The following is a 14,209-nucleotide window of genomic DNA, read 5'->3' on the forward strand; positions in this document are numbered from 1 at the left end:
GCTGCCGATCCAGGCACGCTTTTTCGAAATGGACATTGCCCGGCGTCACCACTGGAACCAGTCGGTGATGCTCAAGCCCCAGGTCCGCCTGGACGCCGCTCACCTGCAGGCGGCGCTGGCGAGCCTGATGGCGCAGCATGATGGCTTGCGCCTGAATTTCGCAGAGCACGACGGCCAATGGCGGGCCCGTTACCAGGCGACCCCGACGACCGAGTTGCTATGGTTGCGCGAACTGGACGATGCCACGCAACTCACTGCCCTGGCCGATGAGGCCCAGCGCAGCCTGGATCTCAATAAGGGGCCGTTGCTGCGGGCATTGCTGGTCAACCTGCCCGGCGGCGAACAACGCCTGCTGCTGGTGATTCATCACCTGGTGGTGGACGGCGTGTCCTGGCGGGTACTGCTCGAAGACCTGCAAGCAGCCTATGGCGCCATCGCCGCCGGGAAACTCCCGGAACTGGCGGCCAAGAGCAGCTCGCTCAAGGCCTGGGGCGAACGCCTGCACAGTTATGCACAGGGTGAGGCGCTGGCGGCGGAACACGACTACTGGTTGGACAGCCTGACGCAGGATCTCCAGGAATTGCCCCGGGATCACCTTGAAAGTGTCGGCCATGGTGTCGGTCACGCCACCTCGCGCCTGGACAAGACGCTGACCCGGCAACTGCTGAGCGTTGCGCCGGCAGCCTATCGCACCCAGATCAACGACTTGCTGCTCGGCGCCCTGGCCAGGGTGCTGTGCGACTGGAACCAACAGCCGTCGGCGCTGATTCAACTGGAAGGTCACGGACGCGAAGATCTGTTCGATGACCTCGACCTGAGCCGCACGGTGGGGTGGTTCAGCAGCCTGTTCCCGGTGCGGCTCACCCCGCAGGCGGACGTGGGGGCCTCCATCCGGGCGATCAAGGAGCAACTGCGCGCGGTGCCGAACAAGGGCGTCGGCTACGGCATCCTGCGTTACCTGGGTAATGCGGATTTCGCCCGGCGCCTGCTGGCCTTGCCCGAGGCGCGCGTGACCTTCAACTACCTGGGCCAGTTCGACGGCAGCTTCGCTCAAGCCGACGATGCGTTGTTCGTCCCGAGCGGCGAAAGCACCGGTCGCAATCAGCCCGAAGGCACACCGCCGGCCAACTGGTTGAGCCTCAATGGCCAGGTGTTCGACGGTGAACTGGAACTGGACTGGAGCTTCGATCTGTCGCTGTACCTGCCTTCGACCATCGAAACCCTGGCCCGGGCCTATGAGCGGGAACTGACGCGGATCGTCGAGCATTGCAGCCAGGGCGGACAATTGGGGGTGACCCCGTCCGACTTCCCGCTGGTGGCGCTCAAGCCGCAGCAACTGGAACGCCTGTCGGTGCCGATGAGCGACATCGAGGACATCTACCCGCTGTCGCCGATGCAACAGGGCATTCTCTTCCATGCCCTCGACGAGCCGAATGGCGCGGCCTACACCAACCAGCTGCGGGTCGATGTGCGCCAGTTGGATACCGAACGTTTCCGTGACGCCTGGCAGCACAGCCTCGACGCCCACGAAGTGCTGCGTTCGGTGTTTGTCTGGCCGCAGGACCTGGCCGCGCCGTTGCAGATCGTCCTGCGTGGCGTACGGATGCCGCTGGTGGTGCACGACTGGCGCGAGCGCGACGACCGTGAAGCGGCGATCGAGGCCCTGGCCCGGGCGGACCTGGCGACCGGCTTCGAATTGGACCGCGCACCCTTGCTGCGAGTGACCCTGGTACGTACCTCGGCCAGTGACTATCACCTGATCTATACCAGCCATCACATCCTGATGGACGGCTGGAGTACTTCGCAGTTGTTCGGTGAGGTGCTGCAACGTTATGCCGGGGGCGATATGGCCCGTGGGGCGGGGCGTTATCGCGACTATATCGAGTGGCTCGGCCAGCGCGACGCATCGGCCAGCCAGGCGTTCTGGAGCCAGGCCCTGGCCGGTTTGCAGGAGCCGACGCGCCTGGCGAATGCGCTGGGCAACCGGCAGGCGCTGGCGAGCGGTCATGCCGACCATGAGCACGTCTTCGGCGCAGCGCTGACGGCGGACTTGAATCGCTTTGCCCGGGAGCAGAAAGTCACTCTCAACACGCTGCTGCAGGCGGCCTGGCTGGTGCTGTTGCAGCGTTATACCGGGCAGGCCAGCGTTGCCTTCGGCGCCACGGTGGCCGGCCGGCCGATGGAGCTTGCCGGGGTCGAGCAACAGATCGGCCTGTTCATCAACACGTTGCCGGTGGTGGCCGCGCCGGAGGCGCAGATCCCTGTCGCCGCCTGGCTGCAACAGGTGCAGGACCTCAACCTGGCCCTGCGTGAACACGAACAGACGCCGCTCTATGACATTCAGCGCTGGGCCGGTCTCGGCACGGGCGGGTTGTTCGACAGCCTGCTGGTGTTCGAGAACTACCCGATGGCCGAGGCGCTCGGCCAGGTCTCCGGCAGCGGCCTGGAGTTTGCCGCGATCACTCGCCAGGAACAGACCAACTACCCGCTGACACTGGTGGCGGTCACCGGCCGTGAACTGACCCTGGGCCTGAGCTACGACCGCAGCTGTTTCGATGGCGCGACCGTGGCACGCCTGGGCCGTGAACTCGAACGCCTGATGAGCCGCTTCATGGCTGACCCGGGCCAGCCGCTGGGCGCCCTGGAACTGCTCGAAGGCGAGTCGCGCGAGGCTGCGCTGGCGTGGGGCAGGGGCACCGTCAGCACGCTTGATCCGCGTAATGTCCTCGACCGTATCGACGCCCAGGTGGACCGCCAGCCCCATGCGGCGGCGATCCTGTTCGCCGAGCGGCAAGTCGACTACATCAGCCTGGATCGCCGGGCCAATCGCCTGGCCCACAAGCTGCGCGAGCTGGGCGTCGGCCCGGAAGTACGGGTCGGTGTCTGCCTGCGGCGGACCCCGGACATGATTGTCAGCCTGTTGGCGATCTTCAAGGCCGGTGGTGCCTATGTACCCCTCGACCCCGAGTACCCGCAGGAGCGCCTGCTGCACATGCTCGATGACAGCCGCTCGGCAGTCCTGCTGACCGAGTCGCGCCTGCTCGAATTCCTGCCCGCGGACCTGCCATCGCAGGTGTTGCTGGTGGAAGACCGGGAGGACTGGCTGGAAGACTGTCCGAGCAGCGCACCGCCGTCGCTGATCAACGGGCAGAACCTGGCCTATGTCATCTACACCTCGGGTTCCACCGGCAAGCCCAAGGGCGTGGCGATCACCCATGACAACCTGGCGGCACTGATCCAGTGGTCCCTGGGGGTCTATGGCAGCGATCAGTTGCGTGGCGTATTGGCTTCGACCTCGATCTGTTTCGACCTGTCGGTCTGGGAGATCTTCGTGACCCTGGCCGGAGGCGGCTACCTGGTGCTGGCGGACAACGCCCTGGCCCTGGCGGACCTGCCAGCGCGCCATCGGGTCAAACTGATCAACACCGTGCCGTCGGCGATTGCCGCCTTGCAGCGCGCCGGACAGATCCCGCCATCGGTCACCACCATCAACCTGGCCGGTGAACCGCTCAAGCAGGCGCTGGTGGACACGCTCTACGCCAGTACCCCGGTGCAACGGGTCTACGACCTGTACGGGCCATCGGAAGACACCACTTATTCGACCTTCACCCTGCGCACGTCGCCGGGTTCGGCGAATATCGGCCGGCCACTGGACAATACCGACGCCTACCTGCTCGATGGTCAGTTGCACGTGTCACCCGAAGGTGTCGCGGGCGAGCTGTACCTGGCCGGTGCCGGGGTCTCCCGGGGTTATCTGATGCGCGCCGGGCTGACCGCCGAACGCTATGTGCCGAACCCGTTCTCCGGCAACGGCGAACGCCTGTATCGCAGCGGCGACCTGGTGCGCCAGGGTGACGAGGGGCGTATCGAATACATCGGTCGAGCCGATCACCAGGTGAAGATTCGCGGGTTCCGTATCGAACTCAGCGAAGTCGAGGCGCGGCTGCTGGAGCAACCGACGGTGCGCGAAGCCGTGGTACTGGCCCAGGAAGGCGCGGCGGGCAAGCACCTGCACGCCTATGTGGTGGAGCAGGCGCCGGCCAGCGATGCGCGAGTTTCTGCCGACAGCCTGCGCGCGACACTGGCGGCCAGCCTGCCGGCCCATATGGTCCCGGGGCACATGCATTTTATCGACGCCTTGCCGTTGACCCCCAACGGCAAGCTGGACCGCAAGGCCCTGATCGCCCTGGGCGGCAATCCGCACCAGCAGCACTACGAAGCGCCGCGTACGGCCTTGCAACAGGAAGTCGCGAGCCTCTGGCAGGAAGTGCTGGAGATCGAGCGCGTCGGTCTCAACGACAACTTCTTCCAGCTCGGCGGCCATTCGCTGCTGGCGACCCTGGTGGTGACCCGGATCGCCGAGCGCCTGGGTGACAAGATCGCACTCAAGGAGTTGTTCAAGGCCGACACACTGCTGGCGTTCTGCGAGCGCATCGAGACCCTGCGCGGTGGTTTGTCACCGGCTCAGGATGAATTGGCTAAATCACTGGAGGCCCTCAAACGTCTATCCCTCGATGATCTGGAAAAACTGGTCTCCTGACCGGTTTCCCGGCTGATTTTTCCGAATGGCTTTTTGAGAGGGTGCAACGCGTGCAGGAGTTAATCGAGTCGGTAGGGCAGCTCTCGGCAATGCAGCGGAAAGGCCTGGCCGCTCTGCTCAAGCAGAAGGGCATCAACCTGTTCGAGATCGCGCCGGTGTTCAAGCGGGCGGCTGAAGAGCCGCTGCGCCTGTCCTACGCTCAACAGCGCCAGTGGTTCCTCTGGCAATGGGCGCCGCACAGCGCGGCCTACAACATCGCCGTGGCGTTGCGCTTGCAGGGCGAACTCGATGTGACGGCGTTGCAGGGCAGCTTGCAGGCCCTGGTCGAGCGTCACGAAACCCTGCGCACGGTCTTCACCGAGGAAGAGCAACAGCCTGTGCAGGTGGTGCTGCCCGCCGGGCCTTTCAACCTGGCGGTCGAGGCGCTGCAGCCGGGCGAGCGCGATACGCGGATCCAGGCGTTTGTGCAGAACCACAGCCAGGCCCCTTTCGACCTGCGGACCGGTCCCCTGATGCGTGCCGCCCTGTTGCAGGTGGCCGCCGAAGAACAGGTGCTGGTGCTGACCTTGCACCATATCGTTGCCGATGGCTGGTCGCTGCAGGTGATGATCGAGGAGTTGCTGCAGCTGTACCTCGGCCTCAGCCAGGGACGTACGGTCGACCTGCCGGCGTTGCCGATTCAATATGCCGACTATGCACTGTGGCAGCGCCACTGGATGGAAGCGGGCGAGCAGGAACGCCAGCTGGCCTACTGGCGACAGCAACTGGGCGGTGAGCAGCCGGTGCTGGAATTGCCCACGGATCATCCGCGCCCGTCATCCCGGAGCTTTGCCGGGGCGAGCTGCAACCTGACCCTCGAACCCGAATTGAGCGAAGGGCTCAAGGCCCTGGCACGCCGGGAAAGCGTCACCTTGTTCGCGATGTTGCTGGCCTCGTTCCAGGCCTTGCTGCATCGCTACAGCGGCCAGGCCGATGTTCGCGTCGGGGTGCCGGTGGCCAACCGCGAGCGTCCTGAAGTCGAGCGCCTGATCGGCTTTTTCGTCAATACCCAGGTACTCAAGGCCGATGTCGACGGCCAGCAGCGTTTCGGCGATCTGCTGCAGCAGGTCTGGCACACCGCGCAGCAAGCCCAGGACCACCAGGACCTGCCGTTCGAGCAACTGGTCGAGGCGTTGGAGCCGGGCCGCAACCTGAGCCACAGCCCGCTGTTCCAGGTGATGTTCAACCACCAGGCCGAAAGCCGCCTGAATCTCGCCACGGGGCTGGACGGCCTGCGTCTGGAACCATTGCAATGGCAGAGCCAGACCGCCCAGTTCGACCTGGTGCTCAACACCAGCGAGCAGGCCCACGGTATCGAAGCCGTGTGGAAGTACGCCACCGACCTGTTCGATGCCGCCACCGTCGAGCGCCTGGCGCAGCACTGGGCGAGCCTGCTGCGGGCAATTGTCCGGGACCCGCGGCAACGGATCGCCGAGTTGCCGTTGCTCGATGCGACACAACAGCAACAGGTGCTTGCCCAGTGGAACCCGGCGCCGCTGGAACATCCGGTCAGCCGCTGCCTGCATCAACTGATCGAGGAGCGGGCGGCGCAGCAACCACATGCCGTCGCCGTGGTCTGTGCCGGCCGGCAATTGACCTATGGTGAGCTCAATGCCCGGGCCAACCAGTGGGCGCACCAGCTGATTGCCCGGGGCGTGGGGGCCGATGTGCTGGTCGGCGTGGCGGCGGAGCGATCGCTGGAGATGATCGTGGCCCTGGTCGCGGTGCTCAAGGCCGGCGGCGCCTATGTGCCGCTGGATCCCGCCTATCCCGACGAACGCCTGCGGTACATGATCGGCGACAGCGGCCTGAAACTGCTGCTGGCCCAGGGGCATCTGCTGGCGCAACTGCCGGTCCCCGCCGGCGTCGAGTGCCTGGACCTGGACTGCCCGCCCGAGGACGAACCGACCGCCAACCCGGAGTGCGCGATCAGCGTCGATAACCTGGCCTATGTCATCTACACCTCGGGCTCCACCGGCAACCCCAAGGGGGCGTTGCTGCCCCACCGCAACGTGCTGCGCCTGTTCAGCGCCACCGATCACTGGTTCGACTTCGGCAGCGACGATACCTGGACGCTGTTCCACTCCTATGCCTTCGATTTTTCCGTCTGGGAAATCTTCGGCGCCTTGCTCCACGGTGGCAGGCTGGTGGTGGTGCCCCACGATGTCAGCCGTTCGCCGCAGGCGTTCCATGCCTTGTTGTGCGATGAGCGGGTGACCGTGCTCAACCAGACCCCCTCGGCCTTCAAATCGCTGATGGCGGTGGCGATCGAGTCACCGCGCGAGCTGGCCTTGCGTCATGTCGTGTTTGGGGGCGAAGCCCTGGAAGTGCAGGGCCTGCGTCCGTGGTTCGAGCGCTTCGGCGACCGCTCGCCGACCCTGATCAACATGTACGGTATTACCGAAACCACGGTCCACGTGACCTATCGGCCGTTGTCCCTGGCCGACCTGGAGCAGGCGGCGGGCAGTCCCATCGGCGAGCCGATCGTCGATCTGTCCTGGTACCTGCTGGACGATGCCCTGAACCTGACCCCGCCGGGTTGCATCGGCGAACTGTATGTCGCCGGCGCCGGCCTGGCGCGCGGCTACCTGAACCAGCCGGGCCTGACGGCCGGCCGGTTCGTGGCCGATCCCTTCGACCCCGAGGGTGGCCGACGGCTCTATCGCACCGGCGATCTGGCGCGGATGCGTGCCGATGGCGTGATCGATTACATCGGGCGACGTGATCATCAGGTCAAGGTTCGTGGTTTCCGGATCGAACTGGGGGAAATCGAATCCCGGCTGCAAGGCCATGGACAGGTGCGCGAGGCCGCGGTCCTGGCCGTGGACGGCGCGACCGGCACACAGCTGGTGGCCTACCTGGTGCCGGCACAGGCGGCGTGCCTGCACGACGCCGGGCAGCAGGCAGCATTGCGCACCGGGCTGCGCGATTATCTCAAGCTGCATCTGGCCGACTACATGGTCCCGGCGCACCTGATGCTCCTGGAAGCCTTGCCCCTGACGGCCAACGGCAAGCTGGACCGCAAGGCCTTGCCGGCGCCCGATGCGACGTTGCTGCAACAGGCTTATGTCGCACCACGCAGCGCCATCGAACAGCAACTGGCGGCGATCTGGAGCGAGGTGCTGAAGGTCGGGCAGGTGGGCCTGAGCGATAACTTTTTTGAACTGGGCGGTCACTCACTGCTGGCGACCCAGGTGATTTCCCGGGCGCGCCAGGTCCTGGGCCTGGAGCTGACGTTGCGCAGCCTGTTCGAGACCCGCGACCTGGCCGCTTTCGCCGAAAGTGCCGGCCAGGGAACCGCCTCCCATGCACCCGCTTTCACCGCGGCGGACCGCGGCGGGCCGTTGCAATTGTCCTATGCCCAGCAACGGCAATGGTTCCTCTGGCAACTGGAACCGGATAACACCGCCTATCACATCCCGGCCGCCCTGAACCTGAATGGCCGTCTCGACCGGCAGGCGCTGCGGCGCAGCTTCGAAGCGCTGGTCGCCCGTCACGAAACCCTGCGCACCACCTTCCGCCAGCAGGACGGCCAGGATGTGCAGGTCGTGCACCCGGCCCCGACCTTTGAACTGGTGGTGGAGACGCTGGACGGCGCCGAGGCCGGCGCGCAATCGATCATGGCGCGTATCACCCGGGAAGTGCTGGCACCGTTCGACCTGCAACAGGGGCCGCTGCTGCGGGCCCGGTTGTTGTCCGTGGGCGAGGAGCGGCATGTGCTGGTGGTGACCTTGCACCATATCGTCTCCGATGGCTGGTCGATGCCGATCATGGTCGACGAACTGATCGAACTCTATGTCGCCTACAGCCAGGACCAGGAACCCCGACTCAAGGCCTTGCCGTTCCAGTACGCCGACTATGCGCACTGGCAGCGTGACTGGATGGCGGCCGGCGAGCAGGCCCGGCAGCTGGCGTACTGGACCGCGCAGCTGGGCAGCGAACAACCGGTGCTGGAACTGCCGACCGACCGGCCGCGGCCATCGCTGCAAAGTCATGCCGGGGCCCGGGCGAACATCGAGCTGGACAGTGGTCTGGTGCAGCAGCTCAAGGGCGTTGCCCGGCAGCAGGGCGTGACCCTGTTCATGCTGTTGCTAGCCTCGTTCCAGACCTTGCTGCATCGCCACTCGGGGCAGGGTGACATCCGCGTCGGCGTGCCCGTGGCGAATCGCGGGCGCGTGGAAACCGAAGGGCTGATCGGCTTCTTCGTCAATACCCAGGTGCTCAAGGCCGAGTTCGACGTACGGACCACCTTCGGCCAGCTGTTGCAACAGGTCAGGCAGGCGGTGCTCGGGGCGCAGGCCCATCAGGATCTGCCGTTCGAGCATCTGGTGCAGGCCCTGCAACCGGAGCGCAGCCTGAGCCACAGCCCGCTGTTCCAGGTGATGTACAACCACCAGACCGAACTCAAGGGGGCCGTGCGTCCCTTGCCGGGGCTGCATGTCGAGGCGCTCGACACGGGCAGCCATACCGCCCAGTTCGACCTGACGCTGGATACCTTCGAGGGCGAGGACGGCTTGCGTGCGGCGTTGACCTACGCCACCGCGCTGTTCGAACCACGGACCATCGAACGCATGGCCGGCCACTGGCGCAACCTGTTGCGGGCGATTGCCGGCCAGGGCGTGGACCAGCCCGTTGCCGACCTGCCATTGCTCGGCGACGAGGAACAACGGCTGATCCTGGAGCGCTGGAGCCGCACCGAGGGTGTGTATCCGGGCGAGCACTGTGTGCATGCCCTGATCGCGGCCCAGGCACAACGTACACCGGAGGCGATCGCCCTGGTCTTCGGCGAGCAGGAGCTGACCTACCGCGAACTGGAGCGCCAGGCCAATCGCCTGGCCCACAAGTTGCGGGCCATGGGTGTCGGACCGGAAGTCCCGGTGGGCGTCGCGGTCGATCGTGGCCTGGAGATGGTGGTCGGGCTGCTGGCGATCCTCAAGGCCGGGGGCGCCTATGTGCCGCTGGACCCGGAGTTCCCCGCAGATCGCCTGGCCTACATGATGCAGGACAGCGGTATCCACTTGCTGCTGAGCCACAGCCGGCTGCTGGCGCACCTGCCACTGCCGGCGACGCTGCCGGTGCTGTGCCTGGATCAGGCCGGCGGCTGGCTGTCGGGTTGCAGCGAGGAAGCGTTGCCGAACCTCGCGCGACGTCACAACCTGGCCTATGTGATCTACACCTCGGGTTCCACCGGCAAGCCCAAGGGCGTGGACATCGACCATGCTGCCCTGAGCGCGCATTGCCAGGTGGCCATCGAGTATTTCCGCCTGGAACCCCGGGACCGGGTGTTGCTGTTCTCCACCCTGAACTTCGACGGCTTCGTCGAACAGCTGTTCCCGGCGCTGTGCCACGGCGCAGGAGTGGTGATACGCGGCAACGAGGTCTGGGACAGCACCACCTTCCATCGCGAAGTATTGCGTTCGGGCATCACCGTGGCGGACCTGAGCACCGCCTACTGGTACCTGCTGGTGCAGGATTTCAGCCGCCTGGGGCTGCACGACTTCGGCCCGCTGCGCCAGGTCAGCGCCACGGGCGAGGCCATGCCGGCGGAAGGCATTGCCTTCTGGAAACAGGCGGGACTGGAGCATATCCGCCTGCTCAATACCTATGGTCCGACCGAAACCACCATCACCGCCAGTTACCTGGAGTGTGCGCCATATGTGCGCGGCGATCTGGCCCGGCCGGTGCTGATGCCGATCGGCCGGCCGCTGGGCGGGCGGCGCATGTACATCCTCGACGGCGCCTTCAATCCTGCGGTGCAGGGCGGCAGTGGCGAGTTGCTGATCGGCGGCGCGCTGCTGGCGCGGGGTTACCACAACCGCCCGGCGCTGACCGCCGAGCGCTTCATCCCCGACCCGTTCGCCGAGCAGGGCGGCGGCCGGCTGTACCGCACCGGTGACGTCACCCGTTACCGCGACGATGGACTCATCGAATATGTGGGCCGGATCGACCATCAAGTGAAGATCCGTGGCTTCCGCATCGAACTGGGCGAGATCGAGGCGCGCCTGCAGGAACACACTCAGGTTCGCGAGGCCCTGGTCATCGATATCGACGGCCCGTCAGGCAAGCAACTGGCGGCCTACCTGGTGCCGGACGACCCGGCGCTGGCCGAGGCCGATGTCGAGACCCGGCAGGTCCTGCGCGGGCAACTGCGCGATTACCTCAAGGCCAGCCTGCCGGACTACATGGTCCCGGCGCACCTGCTGGTATTGGCGCGGATGCCCATGACCCCCAACGGCAAGCTCGACCGCAAGGCCCTGCCCAAGCCCGACCCGAGCCTCTGGCAACAGGACTATGTGGCGCCACGCAGCGAGCTGGAGCAGCAACTGGCGGCGATCTGGGCCGAAGTGCTGCAGGTCGAGCGGGTTGGCCTGCATGACAACTTCTTCGAACTGGGCGGGCATTCGTTGCTGGCGGCCCAGGCGATCTCCAGGATTCATTCGGGCCTCGGTATCGACATACCGCTGCGGCTCATTTTCGAGAAACCCCAATTGAACGAATTTTCCCAGGCCTTTGAAAGCACCGGCCTTTCCCTGACCGATGACGGGCTGTCCGACATTGAAAGAATGATGAACGAAATGGCGGAGGCTTGAGATGGACAAGACTACAGCACAACGGATTGCCCAGCGCTTCGTCGGCCTGCCGCTGGAACAGCGGCGCCAGATCCTGCAGAAAATGAGCGAGACCGGGCAGAGCTTCAAGCTCCTGCCGATTGCCGTTACCCGCCACGATGTCGCGCGGATCCCGCTGTCCTACGCCCAGCAGCAGATGCTGATCCTCTGGCAACTGGACCCGGACAACAGCACCTATAACGTGCCCATGGCGGTACGCCTGTCGGGTGCCCTGGACGAAGCGGCGATGGGCCGCGCCCTTGGCTTGCTGGTCGAGCGTCATGAGACATTGCGCACGCGTTTCGTCTCGGTCGAGGGCGAGTTCCATCAGGAGATCCTGCCACAGTCGCCGGTCGCCCTGGAGCGGGTCGACGTCGCGGCGCAGTCCGCCGAAACCCTTGAGGCACGACTCCAGGCCCTGGTCGGGGCCGAACTGGCGGCACCTTTCGATCTGCTGCAAGGCCCCTTGCTGCGGGTCCGGCTCTGGCACCTGAGCGAGTCCGAGCATGTCCTGACCCTGTGCATGCACCACAGTGTGTCGGATGGCTGGTCGGGCGAATTGCTCGTGCAGGAGTTCGTCGGCTTCTATCTGGCCGAGGTGGCCGGCACCGGCGCGACCCCGGCGCCCTTGCCGATCCAGTATGCCGACTATGCGATCTGGCAGCGTGCCTGGCTGGAGGCCGGGGAGGGTGAGCGACAACTGGCCTACTGGAAGCAGCAGTTGGGCGAGGAGCAACCGCTGCTGGAGCTGCCCCTGGACCATGAGCGTCCGGCCACTGCCAGTTACCGCGGGGCCATTGTCCACGCCAATCTGCCTGCGCAGCTGTCGGCGCAACTCAAGGGCCTGGCCCGGCAGAACGGCCAGACCGTCTTCATGCTGGCCCTGGCGGCGCTGGCCGTGGTGTTGTCGCGCTTTAGCGGTCAGGCCGATATCCGTGTCGGCACCCCGAACGCGGGGCGTAACCGCGAAGAGCTGGAAGGGCTGATCGGCTTCTTCATCAACACCCAGGTCCTGCGGATCCAGGTGGATGAGCGCGACAGCCTGGCGCAATTGCTGGAACAAGTGAAGCAGGTGGTGACCGGTGCGCAATCCCATCAGGAGTTGCCCTTCGAGCAACTGGTGGACGCCCTGGCGCCGGAGCGCAACCTGAGCCACAACCCGTTGTTCCAGGTCAAGATCAACCAGAACGTCCTCGCCACCCGCAGCAATGCCGCGCCGGCGCACACGGCCCTGAGCGTCGAGGCGTTCCCGATCGGCGTGGCCGATGCGCGCTTCGACCTGGCCCTGGACTTCACCGATACACCGGACGGTATCGAGGCCGAATTCACCTACGCCACTGACCTGTTCGAGGCCACGACCGTCGAGCGTCTGGCGGCGGCCTGGCACCAGGTGCTGGGGCTGATGGCGAATGCCGGCGCCAGCCGCCTGCTGGAGCATCCGCTACCGGCTGCCGTTGCCACGACAGCGGTGGTCGCCGGGTTCGCTCACGGCGATTTCCTTGCGCTGTGGGCCCAGGGACTGCTGACCGGACGCGGCAAGCCGGCGCTGCGCTGTGGCGAGCAACTGATCGACTACGACGAACTGGAGCGCCGTTCCAATCGGCTCGCACGCTATCTGCGTGCCGAGGGCATTGCCGCCGGTGATGTCGTCGCCCTGTGCCAGGAGCGTTCCATCGAGTGGGTGGTCGGTTTGCTCGCCGTGCTCAAGGCCGGTGCGGTGTACCTGCCATTGGATACCCAGCAACCGGCCGAACGCCTGCAGAAATTGTTGAAAGACAGTGCCGTGACGCTGCTGATCCATGCCCCGGGAGACGACAAGTCCGCAGGCCTGGGCGTTTGCCCGGTGCTGGCCCATGCCCCCGAACAATGGGCCGATCACGCTGGCGAGGCACTGGCGACCCGGGTCGATCCCGAGCAGCCGGCGTATATCATCTACACCTCCGGCTCCACCGGGCAACCCAAGGGCGTACTGATCACTCACCGTGCCCTGGCCAACTATGTACAAGCGGTGCTGCAGCGCCTGCAACTGGCGCCCGAAGCGAGCATGGCGCTGGTCTCGACCATTGCCGCGGACCTGGGTCACACTCAGTTGTTCGGTGCCCTGGCGTCAGGACGACTGCTGCATCTGATGATCCATGAGCATGCCTTCGATCCGGACAGCTTCGCCGGCTACATGGCCGAGCACCGGGTCGATGTGCTGAAAATCGTCCCGAGCCATCTGCAGGGACTGTTGCAGGCGGCACGTCCGGCGGACGTGCTGCCTCGGCAGTTGCTGATTCTCGGCGGTGAAGCCAGCAGTTGGGCGCTGGTCGAACAGGTACGCAAGCTGGCACCGGCCTGTCGGATCATCAACCACTACGGGCCGACGGAAACCACCGTGGGCATCCTTACCCATGAGGTACAAGAGCGCCTGGGCGGCTGTCGCACGGTGCCGGTCGGCCAGCCCCTGGACAATGACCTGGCGCGGGTACTGGATGCCTACCTGAACCCGGTGGTCGAACGTGTCAGCGGTGAGCTGTACCTGGGCGGCGCGGGCCTGGCCCAGGGCTATCTGGGACGTGCGGCGATGACTGCCGAGCGGTTTGTCCCGGACCCGACGGCGCTGCATGGCGAGCGCCTGTACCGGGCCGGTGACCGCGCGCGCTGGGTCGATGGCCGGGTGGAATACCTGGGTCGGGCCGACGACCAGGTGAAGATTCGTGGCTATCGGGTCGAGCCGGGTGAAGTCGCACAGTTATTGCTGGCGTTGGATGGCGTGGCGGAGGCGGTGGTTCTGGCCCTGCCCCTGGAGAGCGATACCGCGCGCCTGCAACTGGTGGCCTACTGTGTACCGGTGACGGGCGCCTCGTTACAGGTCGACGCCCTGCGTCAGCACTTGCAGGCCGGCCTACCGGAATACCTGGTACCGGCGCAGATCCTCTTGCTGGAGCGCCTGCCACTGACCGCCAACGGCAAGCTCGACAAGCGTGCCCTGCCCAAGCCGGGCGCGGTCAAGCAGCGCTACACCGCCCCGGTGGGCGAG

The 14,209-nt window shown here is 65.8% G+C and carries 3 protein-coding genes; all 3 read left to right on the top strand.

Features of this window, described 5'->3' with window-relative positions:
- On the top strand, positions 1-4,540 hold a 4,540-nt coding region (locus HX851_RS36220; RefSeq protein WP_177064342.1), incomplete at its 5' end, for a non-ribosomal peptide synthetase.
- A gap of 50 nt (positions 4,541-4,590) precedes the next feature.
- Entirely contained in the window at positions 4,591-11,169 is a 6,579-nt protein-coding gene (locus HX851_RS36225; RefSeq protein WP_369680925.1) for a non-ribosomal peptide synthetase, read from the top strand.
- A gap of 1 nt (position 11,170) precedes the next feature.
- Positions 11,171-14,209: amino acid adenylation domain-containing protein (locus HX851_RS36230; RefSeq protein WP_177065254.1), on the top strand; the 3,039-nt coding region annotated here is incomplete at its 3' end.

Origin of the sequence: Pseudomonas gingeri (assembly GCF_013385635.1) — a bacterium.
Classification (GTDB): domain Bacteria; phylum Pseudomonadota; class Gammaproteobacteria; order Pseudomonadales; family Pseudomonadaceae; genus Aquipseudomonas; species Aquipseudomonas gingeri_A.